Here is a 17,909-nt window from a genome sequence, read left to right as displayed (position 1 = left end):
GTGTGGTCGCGGTGAAGCCGAAGTCAGACCGGATTCTCATGTGCGAGTGCGCGGTAGCCTTTTGCACCGATGCGATCCACTGCCGCTTTGACCACTGCAAAAATTGCTCCCTGCAGTGCTGCGGAAATGAGAACCTCCTTGCTTGACCTGGTCAGATCGTGCGGGTCAGGCGCTTCGCCCTCGTGCGCGACACGCTTCCAAACTTGTTGAAACACAGCACCGGCGGCGATTCCGCCGAGAACACTCGTTGCGAGCGAAAGTGGAGTGGCAGCAATTCGCTGAGCGTGCTCCATGGCGGGATGATCGATCCACTTCCACTGATGACTATGTTCGACAAGCAGATTCAGCTTCGCCTGGGACAGGCAAACGGCAAGAAATGGGTGGACGGCATCATGCCTTCATGATGCCGTCGAAGTTCGCCGTCATGGGGCTGGTGTATCTGCAACGTGCGTATCTGCGAGTCGCTGCGCGCGTCGCACGTCTCGATGACTTCGCAGGGAAAGACGCCCGACAGCGACCGCGCCGAAAAACAGGATCACCGCACCGAGGCCTTCGAAGAACGCCAACTGTTGCAATGCCTGAAATCCGGGCCGGGTTGCTGTCGGGCTTCCAGGGTCTCCGATGTGCAGCACGGGCGCCAGCACCGGTCCGACGATGAACCATGCGCCGCCGACAACACCGAGCCACGCGCCGAAGCCGGCGACGGCGCGGTTGGCGCTGAACAAGAGCAGGATCCCGCCAACCACGGTCACTGCACCCGGCAACACTTCGAGCCAACCCCGAGCGGAAGTCCAGGTCCACGCCTCATCCGGCGTGAAAGAAAACGAGAAGTACGGACCCACAAACGGTATCAACGCTCCCCAGAGTCCAAGCAGAATCAGGGCCAGGCCACTGACAGCACCACGGGTGCGAGGCACCCACATCCGACCAGGCGTTGTTTCTCGAACCGGCACCGCCGCGCGATCAGAGGCTGCGTAGTCATTTGCCGGGGCTGCATCGCCTGCAGACGATTCATGCCTCTCGTGCCGAGATGCATTCTGACGAAACATGATTCCACTCCTTGTCGTGCGCGAACCAGGGGCCGCTCGATCAAGTCCCGACAAGTCGCGCGCGACTGTAGTATCGACGGATACACACGGCTAGTTGCTCTACCGCGATCACCACTCTCGGAATACCCTGAAGCCACTGTCGGCAAACGAAGAATCAGCAAGCACAATCCCACATATGCCGTGCTCCACGCATAAATCGGCGCCACCGCGTTCAGCTGATCGCGAGCATCTCGCGAAGGAAAACACTGCACACAGCATCAAGGAAGGGCGAACATGTTCGGAAATCAATCTCGATCATCCGAGGAACACATCGCCACGGCCTACCTGGTCACACACCTCTGTGGTGCAATGTTGGGTCTACAGCTCGCGAGATCGCTCGTCGACTCCTACGGATCGTGGGCGGAGGGACGGCTGGATTCGCTGCCGAACGAATTGGAGTACGAAATCGGACAGTTATTGCAACTGATCGAAGACACTCAGGAAATTTCGCTACCTCGCTATCCGGTGATCGATGCGGGATTGAATCGGCTGAGAAAACTGGTTCACATCGATGCACTGTGGCAGCGTCGTCTCGTGAAACTAGCTGCCCTGGAAGTCATGCGAACCGCGCTCTGCGGAAAAAGTGCGATGTGGGAAGTTCTGCGCGATATCCCGGCCGGCGAGACCGAGGACCAGCATCGCGAACTCAATGCACTGGTATCAAAGCAGATTTCCACGGTGACGGATCTGCACCACCGTGCCGCAACTGATGCGTTCAATCGTCCCGACTCGGAAAAGTCCCACACCGAGCACGGGTAACACCACGGACATCACCTCGGAGGCAACGTTCCGGACGAGGAACGGGTTTGCCGAAACAGAACTTCACGTACCAACTGCGTTGTCCGCGTAATACTCCTGACTGTTTACAACCACAGTCCCTAATATCCGACAATTCAAGCATTGCCGGGGGACACTCATGAGCACACCCATTCGAGAGGCCTGCTCATGCGTATACGACATCGAGTTCTACTTGCTCTGACTGCAGCTTGCGGTCTTGCGGTGACTCCCACCGTCGCGTCGGCGACACCGAGCACCGGAGTGCACGGCGAAATCCTCGGGCAGGTGACGTTCGGCGACAAGGACTATGTGCTGCGCAAAATCACTGTCGACCCGGGTGGATCCACCGGCTGGCACTTCCACGACGGTGTTCTGTACGCCGCCGTTGCCGGCGGCACCTTGAGCCACTACCGATCCGATTGCTCGGTCGACGGCTTCTATCAGACCGGTAACACCCTCATCGAACCGAGCGGATCGGATCACGTTCACATCGGCAACAATTCGCAGACCACTCCCCTGGTTCTCCTTGTCGTTTACGTCAACCCCACGGGCAGTCCCTTGTCCGAGGACGCGGCAGCGCCCAACTGCCAACTACCCGGGTAGCAGATTGGCGAGCGGGAATCGTATCGGCATCGATTCGATGCCGGACACGAAGTTGGCGGCGCGACGCGGTAGTGGTGCGTCCGTCGCCAGTTCCATCCCCGGTAAACGCTGGAAAAGCTGCTCGAACATGATCGTTCCTTCCAGCCTCGCCAGCTGATTACCCAAGCAGAAATGCGTGCCGAACCCGAACGCGACGTGTGGGTTCGGTGTCCGACCGATATCGAACTGCGGCGCATCCACGAACACAGCGTCGTCGAAGTTCGCCGACTCGAAGAGCAGCAGCATCTTCTCTCCCGCTTTCAGACGCGCACCGAAAAAATCCGTGTCGCGGGTAAGTGTGCGGGCCATGTTCTTGATCGGCGACGACCATCGCAGCATCTCTTCCATCGCCAACGGAATCATCTCCGGGTCGGCGGCCAGCGTTCGGTACTGATTTGGGTGGCGCAATAGTTGTTCCATCCCTCCGCTGAGCACGTGGCGCGTTGTTTCGTCGCCGCCGATCAGAATCAACAACGACTCGTTGACAATTTCCTGGTCCGACAGCGCCTCTCCGTCGATCTCGCTGTGAATCAACGTGCTGATCAAGTCGTCTGCTGGGGCTGACCGACGCTCCCTGATCGTCCGGGTCATGTACTCGGTGAAATCGACGTACGCCGCCATCATCGCCTGAAGTTGCTCTGGGGAAGCGTTACTACCCAGCGCTTTCACCAAATCGTCCGACCACCGCAGGAACACCGCACGTTCTTGCGGACGCACACCGAGCATGTCGCCGATGACCGCCATCGGCAACGGCGCGGCAAGATCGGCCACGAAGTCCGCTTCCCCGCTCTCACAGACAGCATCGATCAACTGGTCACAGATCTGTCGAATCCGATCGCGTTTTGCTTCGACCTTCCTTTTGGTGAATCCGGCATTGACGAGGCGTCGACGCGTGAGGTGCTCTGGATCGTCCATGTCGATCATCTGCGGAAGCGGACCGGTTTCGGGTCTGATGCCGCCGGCATTGGAGAACAACGCAGGGTCTCGCTCGGCCGCGATGACGGCGGCGTAGCTTGCAGCGGCGGTGATGCCGTTCGCGCTGTCTCGGTACACGGGTTCGTGCTCACGCATCCACGCGTATGCGTCGCGCACATCGCCGAGATCACCGGAATAGAAGCGCCCGTCGATCAGGTCGAAGTTCGGCCGATTCGCCATCTCGCCGTCCTCTCTCGAGAAACCCTTGCCTCAACAAGTAGAACCTGTTCCTATAGAGCTCGGGGCGTTATTGCCGAAGTTCTTCGGCCCACCTCGATCCGTGTACACCGCGCAGACGACAACCGGGAGATGGACATGGGCGACAACACCGCCTTTGCAGGCAGATCGGTACTTGTGACCGGCGGCGGAAGCGGCATCGGATTCGGCATTGCCGGTGCGCTCGCCGGAGCCGGTGCCCACGTCACGATCTGCGGACGAAACAAGGACAAACTCGATGTTGCGGCCAACTCGATTCGTGCCCGCAACGGGTCCGCCTCCGTCACTGCTGTACCCACCGACATAACCGTCGAAGCCGAGGTCATCGCTGCAGTCGCATCCGCGGTCGAGGCAACGGGAACACTCGACGGCGTTGTTGCCTGCGCCGGTGGCAACGAAACCATCGCCCCGGTGACCCAACTCGACGTCGATGCGTGGCGCCGCACGGTAGACCTCAACGTGACCGGCACGATGCTGACGATCAAGCACGGCGCACGTGCCCTCGTCTCCGGAGGCGGTGGTTCCATCGTGGCGATCTCGTCGATCGCGAGCAGCAACACACATCGATGGTTCGGAGCGTACGGCGTGTCGAAATCCGGCGTCGACCATCTCGTACAGTTGGCGGCAGATGAACTGGGTGCCAGCAATATTCGAGTCAATGCGATTCGTCCCGGCCTCACCCGGACCGATCTGGTCGCGCTCATCACCGACGGTGGACCGATTCTCGACGACTACATGGCCAACACTCCCCTCGCACGTGTCGGCGAAGTGGAGGACATCGCAGCACTCGCGACATTCCTCCTCGGACCGGACTCCACGTGGATCACCGGACAGATCATCAACGTCGACGGCGGTCAAATGCTGCGTCGCGGACCGGATTTCCGCTCGATGCTCGAATCCGTGTACGGCGCCGACGGACTCCGCGGGGTGGTGGCATGAGCTATACCATCCTGGGCAAGACCGTCGAGATGCCCGTAGAAGTCCGTACCGCCTCCGCGTTCATGGCGATGTTCTCCGTTCCGAGTGTTACTGCCCAGTCGATCATCAACCACACCGGACTGACCGTTCTGCAATTCCGCCCGGGGCGCGCACTGTGCGGATTGGTATTTGTCGACTACGTGGACGGAGATCTGGGACCGTACAACGAATTCGGCGTGACATACATGGTGCGAAGCCATACCGCCCCACCGGAAATTTCGGTGCTGGGCGACCTTCGTGCGCTCACGTCCGGCACAGCGGGCGCCCTCATCCATGAACTGCCCGTCGACGGCGAGTTCACCAAGGCCGCCGGCCGTGAGATCTGGGGATTCCCGAAGGTGATGGCGGAGTTCGATACCGAGCATGTCGGATCCGTCAAACGCGGTTCGGTATCTCACGACGGCAAACTCATCGCGCAGTTGAGCGTGAAGCCCGGAGTGAGCGTTCCCGGTTCGGGAGCAAACATGTCACTTGCCGCATATTCACATCTCGACGGCATCACCCGCTGTACGTCGTGGGACATGGCTCCCACCGGCGTCAAATCTCGCCCGGGTGGTGCGGAGCTCCAGCTTGGCACCCACCCGATGGCCGCCGAACTACGACGCCTCGGCCTGCCGAAACGAGCTTTGATGACAACCACGATCACCAACCTCGCCATGACATTCGGTGAGGCGACAACCATCTGACGGCGTCTGCCTCATTGCGCGAACGCGTTTGAATGCCCTCCTGCGGTGCCACCTTTGTCGGGCTCCGCAGGAGGGCTCATCCCCGGGCGCAGACTGCGACCCTCAGGGTGCGACACAGATCCCTCACAAGGGTTGCGCCAATCGATCACTGGGAGCGCAAGGCGTGTCGCAAGTTTTCTATTGTGGAACAGCTTCGGGTGAATCCGTGTGCTCCACTCTGGCATCCGGCGTTTCTCCTCACACGGGTCGAATGACCCATTCGGGTACCTGTTTTCGGGTCGTCGCGCGTCACTACCTTCGCAATCAATGCCGAGGGTCCAACCTGTTTGACGTGTAGCTTTGCCGTAGACCTACCCCGCCAAGCGACGCCGCTCGCACTACGAAAATGATTTCTCACCCGCCCCTGAACTGGCCGAAGACAATAATCCCGCGTGAGAGATCAATAGTTTCTGCGCCATGAACCAGTGGCAACTCGGTCAGTCCGTTTCCTCAGCCCGATCGCGCCAGACCCGCTGCTGACTTTCCCAGGACATGATGGTCCACCCAGAATCCTTCTGGCACAGTTGAATACCCGGCAATACCAGCAAGGCCACCCAATCGGCCAACGTGGAGTTCATCGACCAGTTGCCCTGAAAAACGTGGTACCGGTCGGCTTGGTTCGACTTGTCAAAAATTGGCGTAATCCGCGAAATAGGTATGCCACCGGGTAATTGGGCCGTTGTACGCATGTGGGCGAGGCAACAACCTAGGCGTGACTCACAAATCGTGACCATGAAACCGGAAGGAACTATCAGCACGCTCTCTCTTCACTCGAGAGGCGCTCTGTAACAAAGAAATTGGCCTGACCAATTCGGTCAATGCAAATAATTGTCCTCGGATAGCGAGAACTGTTGGCGCACTTGTTGTCAACTCATCTTCAATCGCCTTCCAGCATGGGCGATCTCGTACACCACGCTGCTCAGCAGTTGATCACCGCTGCGTGCCGCGAGATTGCCGACACCGATCAAGGAAAAGATCATGGGAAAACACAGGAAACACCATCGTTCTCACGCCACACGATTCATCACACTCGCTGCCGGAGCAGGGGCTCTGACAGCCATCGGCACCTTCGCAAACACGGGCGTAGCCAGCGCACACGACTGGTCGCAAGTGGCCATGTGCGAGAGTTCCGGAAACTGGAGCATCAACACGGGCAACGGGTTCTACGGCGGACTGCAGTTCACGCAGTCGACGTGGGATGCCCACAAGCCAGCCGGTGCACCGGCCCGTGCTGACATGGCGTCGGTCGCGGATCAAGTCGCAGCAGCAGAGGCAACACTCGACGCTCAGGGCATCGGTGCGTGGCCGGTATGTGGCACACACCTCGGCTGGGGTGGAGTCACCCCTGGTTCAGCCAACGTGATCTCATCGACACTGCCTTCTGCCGAAGAAGCCATCCACGTAGCCCCTCTTCATGCTGGTAACAGCTGCAGCTGGGAATGGCCCGTCGATGGGGTGCTCTCGCAGGGGTTCCACGCCGGACACGATGGAGCGGACTTCGCGGTCAACGTCGGAACGGTCCTCCATGCCCCGACCTCGGGCACGATCTCGGTTGCCGGACCATATGACCCCGGCGGATACGGAACCTACATCCAGCTCGAAGCCGATACCGGCGAGCAGATCCAGATGGGCCACCTCTCCGAAACGTGGGTCGGTGAAGGCGCTCACGTCGAGGCCGGCGACCAAATCGGTGCCACGGGCAATACCGGCAGCTCGACCGGCCCGCATCTGCATCTGCGCATTCACAGCGGCGGCGCCGTCGATCCCGTCGCCTTCCTGAAGTCGACAGGCGCGTGCGATACCGGGGCTAGCGTCACTCCCGGACCGACGTTCGCACCCGCGTTGAATGCTCCGGCACCAGAGCCGGCCACGTCGGCAGTCGACGACACGGTGACCGTGTCCGAAGGCGATACGCTGTTCGACCTCGCTTCGGTAAGAGGGAAGAATTGGCAAGAGGTGTGGGCCATGAATGCGTGGATCACCGATCCCGACCAGATCTTCGTGGGCGATCTGATCAAGTTCTGATGCTGGAAGTCAGTTGCTGCGGGCTCATGCCCGACTGAGCGAACGTACCTTTCGCCGCCTTGGATGCGCCGAAAGGTACGTTCGCTCAGGTGAAGTGGGGGTACGGACCTGGACAACCCGGCACTACCCGACCAGTACGCCGTCCCGCTCGGGAGCCTTCTCCGACCTGTCCATCGACGACGCGAGGAGCAGCACCATCAAACCGACTACGGTGACGGCGGCTCCCATCCAGATCGGGGAGTTGAAGCCGAGCCCGGCGGCAATGGTGAGACCACCGAGCCACGCGCCCAATGCATTTCCGACATTGAAAGCGGCGATATTGGCGCCCGATGCCATAGTCGGCGCCTCCGACGCGTAATTCATGATCCGCATCTGCAACCCTGGTACCGTCGCAAAACCGAAGGCGCCCATGAAGAACAGTGAGATCACGGTCATGACCTTGCTCTCTGCAGTCGCCGCGAACACGATCAGAACGACGGTCAAGATCGCGAGAATCCAGACCAGCGCCTTCGTCAGCGAACGGTCGGCAGCCTTCCCACCGAGGACGTTGCCGACAAACAGACCGGAACCGAAAAGGATCAGCAACCACGGAACACTGGACGCTGCAAAGCCACTCACCTCGGTGAGAGTGAACGCGATGTACGTGAACGCGCCGAACATTCCGCCGTAGCCGAGAATCGTGATCGCGATCGAGAGCCACACCTGTTTGTTGCGGAAGGCTCCGAGTTCGCCGCGCAGGCCGCCGCCCGCCGTTGGTGCCGGCGTCGTAGGCACCAGAGCCGCGATCCCGATCAGCGCGACAATGCCGATGACGGTGATCGCCCAGAAGGTCGAGCGCCATCCGAACTGTTGGCCGAGCATCGTGCCGAACGGAACGCCGAGAACATTGGCAATGGTCAACCCGGAGAACATCATTGCGATGGCACCTGCACGCTTGTCCGGTGCGACCATTCCGGCGGCGACCACCGATCCGATGCCGAAGAACGCGCCGTGGCACAGGGCCGCAACGATGCGCCCACCCATCATCACCTCGTACGAGGGGGCCAGCGCAGACATCAGGTTGCCGATGATGAACAGCACCATCAGCGAGAGTAGGACCTTCTTGCGCTCGAACCGGATGACGGCCGCGGTCACCAGAATTGCACCGATCGCGACGGACAGTGCGTAGCCGGAGATCAGGTAGCCCGCTACGGCTTCGGTGACCTCGAAATCGGCGGAGACCTCGGGCAGCAGGCCCATGATGACAAATTCGGTGAGGCCGATCCCGAACCCGCCCATAGCGAGGGCAATGAGACCCAATGGCATCTCGATGTTCCTTTCACAGATTTACGCGTAAGCCGTTAGCGGGCGTGTGCAGTAGTTGCACGCGCGCTATAAATAGTTGCATGCGCGCGCTACATGCGCAAGCTGGTAACCTGGAGCGGCAGGAATCGGACAAGGAGAATCACATGGGGATCGCCGACGACGCCGTCGAAATCCGTTCGCAAGGGTGGCGCACGCTCGCAGCGCTGCACGGCGCCCTCGACACCGAATTGGAACGCGCTCTCCAGCGTGAGCACAAACTGTCCGTCGTCGAATACACAGTCCTCGACGCGTTGAGCCGCCAAGACGGCTGGCACATGCGCATGGCCCAGCTGGCTCGCGCTGCCGCGCTGAGCAGCAGTGCCACGACGCGATTGGTCAACCGTCTCGAAGATCGTGGACTACTGACCCGAATCCTGTGCGCCGACGACCGTCGAGGCATCTACACCGAGTTGACGCCGGCCGGCCGCGAGCTTCTCGAAAGCGCACGGCCGACGCACGACGCCACCCTCGAAGCCGCACTCGACGAGGCATGCAAGACACCCGAACTCGCGCCGTTGGTGCGGGCGCTCCACGAACTCCCCGTCGGCTAGAACCCTGCCGGAAGCAGGGCACGCTCGTTGATGTCCGCGACCACCTGATCGACAAACACTCCCGCGTCGACGACGGCCCGCTCATCCCGCGCCGGGATCAGAATGTCGACGGTGCCGCCCCGCACTTCGTTGTCCCCGATCACGGCGACGTACGAATCCCGGTGGTTACGAGCCTCGCGGATGCGGCGTCCCAACGACCCTTCGGACGCAACGGCCACGCGGACATCGCGAGCCTCGAGATCTGCCCGTAGACGCTCGGCCGCATCCTGATGCCGGTCGCCGACGGGCAGGATCGAGACCTGGTTGGGCGCCAGCCACGGCGGCATCCGACCTTCGAACCTTTCGATCAAGAGCGCGGTCATACGTTCCATCGAACCCAGCAAGCCTCGATGGATCATCACCGGACGATCCTTGGTTCCGTCCTCCGCTGTGTACTCGAGCCCGAACCGCTCCGGTTGGTTGAAGTCGAGTTGGACGGTCGAGAGTGTTTCTTCGCGGCCGTTCGCATCTCGCACTTGGACGTCGATCTTGGGCCCGTAGAACGCAGCCTCTCCCTTGGCTTCCACGTAGTCGATCGAGCGCGCATTCAGTGCGCTGCGAAGTTGATCCTCGGCGGTGGCCCACTGTTCGTCGGTGCCGAGGTACTGCCCCGCTGCCCCTCCGCTCACTGCCCCTCTGATCGAAAGCCGATATTCCCGTTCGGCAATCCCGAGAGTCGAGTAGCAGTGCTCGATCGCGTCGATCGCAACGATCACTTCGGCTCGAACTTGGTCACGAGTGCAGAAGACGTGTGCGTCGTCGAGATTGATCTGCCTGACGCGGCTCAGTCCGCTGAGAACACCGGAGAGTTCGCTACGGAACATCGAGCCGAGTTCGCGAAGGCGGAAAGGGAGTTCGCGATAACTACGGCCGCGCGCGGCGAATACCTGTGCGTGATGAGGACAGTTAGCAGGACGAAGAAGAAATGATTCCCCACCTATCTGCATTTCGGGGAACATGTCTTCCGAGAACTTGGACCAATGCCCAGATCTCTCGTACAACTCCTTCTTCGCCATCACCGGGGTGTAGACACCGCGGCATCCGGACCGAGCAGCTTGCTCGGCCGCGAACTTCTCGAGTTCGCTCCTGATGATCGCGCCGTCCGGCAACCAGAGCGGAAGGCCCGCTCCGACGATGGGGGTGGTGGTGAAAAGTTCCAGCTCGCGTCCGAGTTCGCGGTGGTCAACGCTCATGAGAGCTCTCCAAATCGTTCAAGGGGAGTCGCGCATCGGAGCGAAGAAACAGAACAACCCCGGGGCGATAACTCCCGGGGCGGAAAGGGTTCGGTCAGCAGGTGCTAAACGATGCGCCGGAAGGAAACCGGCGTCGTCGTGTTGTGCGCAAAGCTGACCATGTACGTCAGGTTACATTAACTTCCGACCCATCGACGGCCCGGATTACCGGGGATCTATGCTGACGCAACTGGGAAGGCGCAGTAGTAGCGAAGGAAACACCCACGAAGAGCGAAGTTTCGGCAATCATGTCCGAACGTGAGGTTCTCGGATATGAGGAGGATGGGCGACGGTGCCGGACCACTTGCTCGAACAGTTGATCACCATTCCTTTGTTCACAGGAATCATCGGGTACATCACCAATTGGTCCGGCGTTCTGATGCTCTTCGCCCCACTCGAATTCCACGGAGTCAGAATTCCGGGCCTCAAGATCCTGTTCCCACTGCTCCCGCGCCGGGTCCAGGTAATCCCGGCGATCACCAGCGACGGCCGCTTCGGTTGGCAAGGAATTGTGCCCTCCCGGGCCGAGAAAATGGCGTCGATCGCAGTGGACAAATCGTTGGCAAAAGTGGGCAGCATCGCCGACTTCTACCGTGAACTCGATCCGGACAGCATCGCCGAACATCTGGTCACCATCTCGCGAAGCGAAGTCCGCGGTGTGGTCACCAGAATCATGACCGCCGAGAATCCTCAGCTCTGGCACAACCTTCCGAACCCGGTGAAAGAAGCTGTTTTCCGGAAGGTCGAGGAAGATCTGCCGGCCAGCGTCCGCACCATCACGGACCGCATCGAAGAGAACATCGACGAATTCATCGACGCCAAACTCATGGTGATCCGGTACCTGTCGTCGCACCCGAAACTACTCAACGACATTTTCCGGACCATGGGAAACAAAGAACTGCGATTCATGCAGAACTTCGGTTTCTACTTCGGGTTTCCGATGGGGTTTGTCCTGGTGGCCGTACTGCACTTCCTGCCGTACTGGTGGATCCTGCCCATCGGCGGCGTCATCATCGGCTACATCGTCAACTACCTCGGAATCACAATGATCTTCGAGCCCATCGCGCCCAGCCGATGGGTGCCGTGGCGGCAAGGTCTTTTCCTCAAACGACGCACCGAGATCATCGAGGGGTACGCAAAAACGCTCGCCGATCACGTCATCACACTCGAGAACATCGGCACAGAACTTCTCGAAGGACCACGCTCGGACCGAACCCGCCGAATGCTCGATCAGGTACTTCGTGAATCCGTCGACGACGCCGTCGGATGGGCACGATCCGTCGTGAAAATGACGGTCGGCTCGCAAAGCTACAAGCGTCTGCCGAGCCTCGCGACAACCGAAGTGCTCGACCTCGTTCCACGAGTATTCGAGGACGCGGCTTTTGCCGAAAGTCAGTCCGAGAAAATCCGGATATTCGTCACGGCGCAAATGAACAAACTGTCACCGGAAGACTTCAGCGAACTGCTGAGATCTGCCGTCAAACAAGATGAATGGTTGTTGTTCGTCCACGGAGCGGTACTCGGCTCGTTGGCCGGTTTCCTGCACCTCGCGATATTCGGAGTATGAGAATGAGTGAGCAGCGCGAAGAACCCACGTATGACTGGGATATCGACACGGGCACCGAAGAATCCGTCGAAAAGCGGTTGATCCGTAGCCTGGTCGGCTTGACCGCCACCACCACACTCACCTCCCTGAAAATAACGGGGTGGGCGTTGGGCACAGCGCGCGAGGCGACGCGGCAGATCGTTGCAGCCGCCGCCGACGCGGCAGCAGAGGCCGCCGAAGCCGCCAACGTTCAACCTTCGACAAAGCGACCGGCAAGTGCCGGGCCCTCCCGATCCGAGAACCTGCGATCGGCCATGCGCGCTCGCCCCACCGGTAAACAGAGCACCGAGGCCATGCTCGCGGCCCTTCGCCAGCGCGGCGACAACCTGCTCGACCGTTCCGCCGACGTCACCGACCGCGACGATCTTCACCCCGCCTACGACCGAATCCTCGACGAGATTGCACCGGACGAAGCACGCATCCTGCGCCTGCTCGCATTGTCGGGCGCACAACCGAGCGTCGACGTCCGAACAGCCCGGCCCTTCGGCGTCGGGTCGGAAATGATCGACGAAGGCCTGTCGATGATCGGCGATCTCGCCGGGTGCCGGCACCTGGATCGCACGAATGCCTACCTCAACAACCTGCACCGACTCGGGCTGGTGTCATTCTCTCGAGAACCTGTCGAAGCGGATCGATATCAGGTCGTCGAAGTCCAGCCCGCGGTGATCGACGCCGTGCGCCGCGCGGGCCGGTCCAACAAGATAGTGCGTCGTAGCATCCTGCTCACGCCGTTCGGTGAGGACTTCTGCCAGACGTGTTTTTCCTTGTAGGGGCTCCGCCCCCTGTGCGCCTTTCCGGCAGTCCCCACTACCGAAAAGGCGCACAGGGGCCGCAGGCCCCTACAGCCAGGTATCTTCCGTCGTTGTTGTCAGGAACGCCTCGAGATCGTCCCGCCAATGCGCGGGGACGGTCTTGTCCGGTTCGATCCCGGTGTACTGCCCGCGATAGAACAGCAGTGGACGCTCGGTCTTGACCTCACTCATCGACGAGACCCGACCGAAGACCACGAAGTGATCGCCGCCGTCATGGACGGTTTCGACGGTGCAGTCGATGTGCGCGAGCGATTTGTCGATGATCGGTGAACCCAACGGCGACGGTGTCCAGTCGATACCGGCGAACTTGTCCGGCTCACGCGAACCGAAGCGCGCGCATACCGACTGTTGTTCCTCCGCCAACACGTTGACGGCAAACTTTCCGGTCTTCTCGATTGCCGCCCACGACCGAGAACCCTTGGTGGGGCAGAACAACACCAGGGGCGGGTCGAGGGAGAGCGCGGCAAACGACTGACACGCAAAACCCACCGGCACGCCGTCGTCGACGGTCGTGATGATGGTGACACCGGTACAGAACTGGCCCAGGACGGTACGGAACTGCCGCGGGTCGAGTGCAGGGGCACTCACGGCTTCAGTCCGACCGTGAAGTCGTGACCCCACAGACTCACTGCCGTACTTTCCCGCGCGATCCAACTCTCGTCTTCGACCTCGCGTCCCTCACAACCGAATTCGATGTCGAAGCCGCCGGGAGTCTTCATGTAGAACGAGAGCATTTCGTCGTTGACGTGGCGCCCGAGGGTCGCCGACATCTTGACCTTCTTGCGCAGCGCACGGTCAAGGCACAGTCCGACGTCGTCTGAGTTCTCCACCTCGAGCATCAGGTGCACGATGCCCGTCGGATTGGGGAACGGCAGGAACGCCAGGCTGTGGTGACGTGGGTTGCAGCCGAGGAACCTCAGCCACGCCGGATCGCCGTCAGCGGGTCGGCCGACCATTTGCGGTGGCAGACGCATCGAGTCCCGCAGTTTGAATCCGAGGACGTCGCGGTAGAAGCGCAACGACGCGTCGTCGTCATCGGTGGTGAGCACGACGTGTCCGAGCCCCTGCTCCCCCGTGACGAACTTGTGTCCATACGGGCTCACGACGCGTCGATGTTCGAGCGCTACACCGTGAAACACCTCGAGCAAGTTCCCCGAGGTGTCCTCGAACGCAATCAGCTCGACCACGCGACGGTCCTTCAACTGCTCCGACGTGCCCTCCTTGAAGGGAACTCCGGCTGCCGACAACCTGTCACGGATATCCTGCAGCTCAGCCGCATTCGCTGTCTCCCACCCGGAGACGAGCAGACGGTCCGTCTCGTTCGGAACGATGACCAGACGTGCCGGGAAATCGTCCATGCGAAGGTACAGCGAATCGGGGTCGACGCCCTTGCCCTCGCTCATGCCGAGAACCTTGAGCCCGTACTCGCGCCACGCGCCCATATCGGTGGCCCCGATACGCATGTATGCCAGAGATCGAATACCCATCACTTACCTCCGTCGAGCAAGAAGTCGGTTGCGAGCCGGTTGAATTCGTCGAACTTCTCGAGTTGCGCCCAGTGCCCACAACCACCGAAGACATGCAGTTGCGCGCGCGGAATCATCTTGAGCGCCACCAGTGCGCCGTCGAGCGGGTTGACGCGGTCTTCACGGCCCCAGATCAACAGCACCCGTTGGCGCAGTTTGTACGCCTCGCGCCAGAGCATGCCGAGCTCGAAGTCACCGCTGGAGAAGGACTTACCCATCGCCTTGGCCGCAGCCAGGGACTCGGGAGTACTGGCTGCGGCAAAACGTTCGTCGACGAGTTCCGGCGTGATCAGCTTCTGATCGAAGACCATGATCCGCAGGAATGCTTCGAGGTTCTCACGTGTGGGCTGGTAGCTGAACTTCCCGAGGTTCTTGACGCCTTCGGTGGGGTCGGGTGCAAAGAGATTGACACTCAGACCGCCTGGCCCCATGAGGACCAGCCGGCCGGCACGGTCCGGGTAGTCGAGCGCAAAGCGAACAGCAGCGCCACCACCGAGCGAATTGCCCAGAAGATCAACGCGACCGGTGATCTCGAGCGTGTCCAGGAGGTCGTTGAGCGCCGACGCACTGTGCACGAAGTACTGCGGATGCTCGGTCGGCTTGTCCGACTGTCCGTAGCCGGGCTGATCGACCGCGATGACGTGAAAGTTCTTCGCCAACACCGGAATGTTGCGGGCAAAGTTCGACCACGACGACGCTCCCGGACCGCCTCCGTGCAGCAGCACGATGGTGCGATCGTTCCCTACCCCGGCTTCGTGGAAATGCAGTTTCAGGTCGGGGCGCACCTGCGCAAAACGCGACGTGGATTCGTAGGTGAACACTTCTTCGGTGGTTGTCACGGACGTCTCCCCTAGACCATCGTGTCGGTGATCGGCAGACCGAACTCGCCTGTTCCGAACATGACGTATGCGCGTTCTGGATCGTTGGCCGCGTGGACGCGTCCGGCGTGAGCGTCGCGCCAGAATCGCTGAATCGGCGTGCCGTTCTGCAGTGCTGTTGCTCCGGAGTTCTCGAAGAGCTTGTCGATGGACGCGATCGCGCGACCGGTGGCCCGGACCTGATCGCGTCGCGCTCGCAGACGCAGTTCCATCGGAACCTCTTCGCCCGCAAGGATCAACGCGTACTCGTCGGCGACATTGCCGGACAGTTGACGCCAGGCTGCATCGATGTCGCTGGATGCCTCGGCGATACGTACCTTCGCAAACGGATCGTCCTTGGACTTCTCGCCGGCAAAGGCTGCGCGAACACGCTTGCCCTGATGCTCGACGTGCGCTTCGTAAGCGCCGTAAGCCATTCCGACGATCGGTGCGGAGATCGTGGTGGGATGAATGGTGCCCCACGGCATCCGGTAGACGGGAGCGGTGTTGTTCTCGAGTCCGGGCGCAGTCAGTTCGCTCATCGCCCGGAAGCTCAGCACGCGGTGCGACGGAACAAATACATCCTTGACCACAACGGTATTGGAGCCGGTTCCGCGCAGTCCGACCACATTCCAGACGTCGTCGATCTGGTAGTCCTCGCGGGGAATCAGGTAGCTGACAAAATCGACGGCGCGACCGTCCTTGAAGACCGGCCCGCCCAGAACTGCCCACGTTGCATGGTCGCAACCCGATGACCACGCCCACGCGCCGTTGACCTTGTATCCGCCCTCGACTACCTCACCCATACCCATGGGCGCGTAAGAGGACGAGATACGAACGTCAGAGTCCTTGCCCCACACGTCTTCCTGGGCCTGCTGCGAGAACAGAGCCAGGTGCCAGTTGTGAACGCCGATGATCGAGGAGACCCACCCCGTCGATCCGCAGGCGCTCGCGATCTTTTTGACCGCCGAGTAGAACAGGACCGGATCGGCTTCGTATCCGCCCCACTGCTTCGGCTGCAGTAGACGGAAGAAACCGGTCTCCTGCAATGCCTTGACGGACTCGTCAGGGATACGACGAAGATCCTCGGTCTCCTGCGCCCGCTCACGTAGTGCCGGCAACAATGCGTCGAGCTTCTGCATCACCTCGTGGCTGTCATGGTTACCCACTTCGACGCTCCCGTCTGTCTCGCTCGGATAGTTCACTTACCTTTGAGACTAGAACACGTTCTCTTTTCTGTCGAGATGTCGCAAATCGCGTCATTGAGGGCCGCAATGCTGTAACAAGTGCTTCCGAAATCTAGCGAAATCAGAGTTCATTCTATAACGTGTTCTATTAACAGCTAGAAGGGATGTGAGGTCACTATGGCGCAGATTCGCGAGATCGACGTGGGAACGGTGCAGACGCGGTTCGCGCGTGGATGGCATTGCCTGGGTCTTCTGAAGACCTTCAAGGACGGCAAACCGCACGCGATCGAGGCTTTCGGTACCAAGCTCGTGGTGTTCGCCGACAGCAAGGGCGATATCAAAGTCCTCGACGGGTACTGCCGACATATGGGCGGTGACCTCACCCAAGGCGAGGTCAAAGGCGATTCCATCGCGTGCCCGTTCCATGACTGGCGCTGGGGTGGAAACGGAAAGTGCACCGGCATTCCCTACGCCCGCCGCGTGCCCCCGCTCGCCCGCACCCGGGCGTGGCACACACTCGAACAGAACGCTCAGCTCTTCGTCTGGAACGACCCAGAGGGCAATCCTCCGCCCGAGGAAATCGTGATCCCTCGCATCGAGGGCGCGTACAGCGACGAGTGGACAGACTGGACCTGGAACTCCATGGTCATCGAGGGTTCCAACTGCCGCGAGATAATCGACAACGTCGTGGACATGGCGCACTTCTACTACATCCACTACGCCTTCCCGACGTACTTCAAGAACGTCTTCGAAGGTGAGATCGCCACTCAGTACCTCAACACCACGGGCCGTCCCGACATCGGAATGGCGTCCCAGTACGGCGGCGATACGCTACTTCGCTCAGAGGCTGCGTATTACGGACCGTCGTACATGGTCAATCCTCTGTGGAACAGCTACAGCGGATACGAGGTCGAAAGCGTCCTGATCAACTGCCACTACCCGATCAGCCCGGATTCATTCGTGCTGCAGTGGGGCGTGACGGTCAAGAAGCCGACGGGCGTCTCCGACGAAATGGCCGACAAGTTGGCCGGCAAGTTCACCGAGGGCATCAGCGAAGGATTCCTTCAGGACGTCGCGATCTGGAAGAACAAGACCAAGATCGAAAATCCACTCCTCTGCGAGGAGGACGGCCCCGTCTACCAGCTACGACGCTGGTACGAGCAGTTCTACGTCGACAAGGCCGACGTCACCGAGAAGATGACGCAGCGCTTCGAGTTCGAAGTGGACACCACCAAGGCCAACGAAGCCTGGCACGCTGAGGTCGAGGAAAACCTCGCCCGTCAGAAGGCCGAGAAGGAAGCCGCTGCAAAGAAGGAAGCAGAGGTTTAA

The 17,909-nt window shown here is 60.6% G+C and carries 19 protein-coding genes; 9 read left to right on the top strand and 10 right to left on the bottom strand.

The genetic code is table 11. The features are described 5' to 3' along the window. Positions 1 to 23 precede the first annotated feature (23 nt). Entirely contained in the window at positions 24 to 293 is a 270-nt protein-coding gene (locus RG2_RS15655; protein ID WP_033232437.1) for a DUF4235 domain-containing protein, read from the bottom strand. Positions 294 to 422: 129 nt separating this feature from the next. Then, positions 423 to 1,049, bottom strand: coding sequence for a hypothetical protein (locus tag RG2_RS15650; protein ID WP_051730361.1), 627 nt, complete (start codon positions 1,047 to 1,049; stop codon positions 423 to 425). A gap of 273 nt (positions 1,050 to 1,322) precedes the next feature. Between RG2_RS15650 and RG2_RS15645 the strand changes: the two genes are divergently transcribed. Both RG2_RS15645 and RG2_RS15640 read left to right on the top strand, forming a co-directional pair. After that, complete coding sequence (locus RG2_RS15645; RefSeq protein ID WP_033232439.1) at positions 1,323 to 1,847, top strand: hypothetical protein; 525 nt, start codon at positions 1,323 to 1,325, stop codon at positions 1,845 to 1,847. Between the two features lie 186 nt (positions 1,848 to 2,033). Then, on the top strand, positions 2,034 to 2,468 hold the full coding sequence (locus RG2_RS15640; protein ID WP_033232441.1) for a cupin domain-containing protein: 435 nt from the start codon (positions 2,034 to 2,036) through the stop codon (positions 2,466 to 2,468). Here RG2_RS15640 and RG2_RS15635 read toward each other — a convergent pair. Continuing rightward, the gene (locus RG2_RS15635) at positions 2,457 to 3,662 is read right to left on the bottom strand and encodes a cytochrome P450 (protein WP_033232444.1); all 1,206 of its coding nucleotides are present in this window, start codon (positions 3,660 to 3,662) and stop codon (positions 2,457 to 2,459) included. The genes RG2_RS15640 and RG2_RS15635 overlap by 12 nt on opposite strands. A 135-nt stretch (positions 3,663 to 3,797) precedes the next feature. Here RG2_RS15635 and RG2_RS15630 point away from each other — a divergent pair, with 135 nt between their 5' ends. Together RG2_RS15630 and RG2_RS15625 are read left to right on the top strand one after the other, a co-directional pair. Next, positions 3,798 to 4,637, top strand: coding sequence for an SDR family oxidoreductase (locus RG2_RS15630; protein WP_080711657.1), 840 nt, complete (start codon positions 3,798 to 3,800; stop codon positions 4,635 to 4,637). Then, a complete protein-coding gene (locus tag RG2_RS15625) occupies positions 4,634 to 5,362 on the top strand; it encodes an acetoacetate decarboxylase family protein (protein WP_033232447.1) in 729 nt (242 codons plus the stop codon). Before RG2_RS15630 ends, RG2_RS15625 begins: the two co-directional genes overlap by 4 nt. A 476-nt stretch (positions 5,363 to 5,838) precedes the next feature. On the opposite strand, the gene RG2_RS31825 is transcribed toward RG2_RS15625, so the two are convergent. After that, positions 5,839 to 5,979, bottom strand: coding sequence for a hypothetical protein (locus RG2_RS31825; protein ID WP_155276679.1), 141 nt, complete (start codon positions 5,977 to 5,979; stop codon positions 5,839 to 5,841). Positions 5,980 to 6,379: 400 nt separating this feature from the next. On the opposite strand from RG2_RS31825, the gene RG2_RS32615 reads away from it, so the two are divergent. After that, positions 6,380 to 7,426 (top strand): transglycosylase family protein, encoded by a 1,047-nt coding sequence (locus RG2_RS32615; protein ID WP_072782585.1) that lies wholly within the window; start codon positions 6,380 to 6,382, stop codon positions 7,424 to 7,426. A gap of 123 nt (positions 7,427 to 7,549) precedes the next feature. Here the strand turns inward: RG2_RS32615 and RG2_RS15610 are convergent, their stop codons facing one another. Next, positions 7,550 to 8,731 carry an MFS transporter gene (locus RG2_RS15610; RefSeq protein WP_033232449.1) on the bottom strand — a complete coding sequence of 394 codons (1,182 nt, stop codon included), beginning with the start codon at positions 8,729 to 8,731 and terminating at the stop codon, positions 7,550 to 7,552. A 143-nt stretch (positions 8,732 to 8,874) separates the two neighbouring features. On the opposite strand from RG2_RS15610, the gene RG2_RS15605 reads away from it, so the two are divergent. Next, positions 8,875 to 9,321 carry a MarR family winged helix-turn-helix transcriptional regulator gene (locus RG2_RS15605; protein ID WP_003945852.1) on the top strand — a complete coding sequence of 149 codons (447 nt, stop codon included), beginning with the start codon at positions 8,875 to 8,877 and terminating at the stop codon, positions 9,319 to 9,321. Here the strand turns inward: RG2_RS15605 and thrS are convergent. Then, positions 9,318 to 10,553: a threonine--tRNA ligase gene (gene thrS / locus RG2_RS15600; protein WP_033232451.1), complete on the bottom strand. Its 1,236-nt coding sequence runs from the start codon at positions 10,551 to 10,553 to the stop codon at positions 9,318 to 9,320. The two genes, RG2_RS15605 and thrS, sit on opposite strands and share 4 nt — an antisense overlap. Before the next feature lie 331 nt (positions 10,554 to 10,884). Here thrS and RG2_RS15595 point away from each other — a divergent pair, with 331 nt between their 5' ends. Further along, on the top strand, positions 10,885 to 12,159 hold the full coding sequence (locus RG2_RS15595) for a hypothetical protein (RefSeq protein WP_033232453.1): 1,275 nt from the start codon (positions 10,885 to 10,887) through the stop codon (positions 12,157 to 12,159). Between the two features lie 2 nt (positions 12,160 to 12,161). Continuing rightward, positions 12,162 to 12,968, top strand: a complete 807-nt coding sequence (locus RG2_RS32310; RefSeq protein ID WP_033232455.1) for an Abi-alpha family protein — start codon at positions 12,162 to 12,164, stop codon at positions 12,966 to 12,968. A 69-nt stretch (positions 12,969 to 13,037) separates the two neighbouring features. Here the strand turns inward: RG2_RS32310 and hsaB are convergent, their stop codons facing one another. Genes hsaB through hsaA form a run of 4 tightly spaced genes read right to left on the bottom strand, consistent with a single transcriptional unit; the run spans position 13,038 to position 16,562 of the window. Then, positions 13,038 to 13,598, bottom strand: coding sequence for a 3-hydroxy-9,10-secoandrosta-1,3,5(10)-triene-9,17-dione monooxygenase reductase subunit (gene hsaB, locus RG2_RS15585; protein ID WP_033232457.1), 561 nt, complete (start codon positions 13,596 to 13,598; stop codon positions 13,038 to 13,040). After that, positions 13,595 to 14,497, bottom strand: a complete 903-nt coding sequence (gene hsaC / locus RG2_RS15580; protein ID WP_033232459.1) for an iron-dependent extradiol dioxygenase HsaC — start codon at positions 14,495 to 14,497, stop codon at positions 13,595 to 13,597. Before hsaC ends, hsaB begins: the two co-directional genes overlap by 4 nt. Further along, positions 14,497 to 15,375, bottom strand: coding sequence for a 4,5:9,10-diseco-3-hydroxy-5,9,17-trioxoandrosta-1(10),2-diene-4-oate hydrolase (hsaD, locus tag RG2_RS15575; protein WP_033232461.1), 879 nt, complete (start codon positions 15,373 to 15,375; stop codon positions 14,497 to 14,499). Before hsaD ends, hsaC begins: the two co-directional genes overlap by 1 nt. A gap of 11 nt (positions 15,376 to 15,386) precedes the next feature. After that, positions 15,387 to 16,562 (bottom strand): 3-hydroxy-9,10-secoandrosta-1,3,5(10)-triene-9,17-dione monooxygenase oxygenase subunit, encoded by a 1,176-nt coding sequence (hsaA, locus tag RG2_RS15570; RefSeq protein ID WP_033232672.1) that lies wholly within the window; start codon positions 16,560 to 16,562, stop codon positions 15,387 to 15,389. Positions 16,563 to 16,757: 195 nt separating this feature from the next. Here hsaA and RG2_RS15565 point away from each other — a divergent pair, with 195 nt between their 5' ends. Further along, on the top strand, positions 16,758 to 17,909 hold the full coding sequence (locus RG2_RS15565; protein WP_033232463.1) for a 3-ketosteroid-9-alpha-monooxygenase, oxygenase component: 1,152 nt from the start codon (positions 16,758 to 16,760) through the stop codon (positions 17,907 to 17,909).

Source organism: Rhodococcus globerulus NBRC 14531 (genome assembly GCF_001894805.1).
GTDB lineage: Bacteria > Actinomycetota > Actinomycetes > Mycobacteriales > Mycobacteriaceae > Rhodococcus_F > Rhodococcus_F globerula.
The sequence above is the reverse complement of the archived record's forward strand: the minus strand, read 5'-3'. Positions and strand labels throughout refer to the sequence as shown.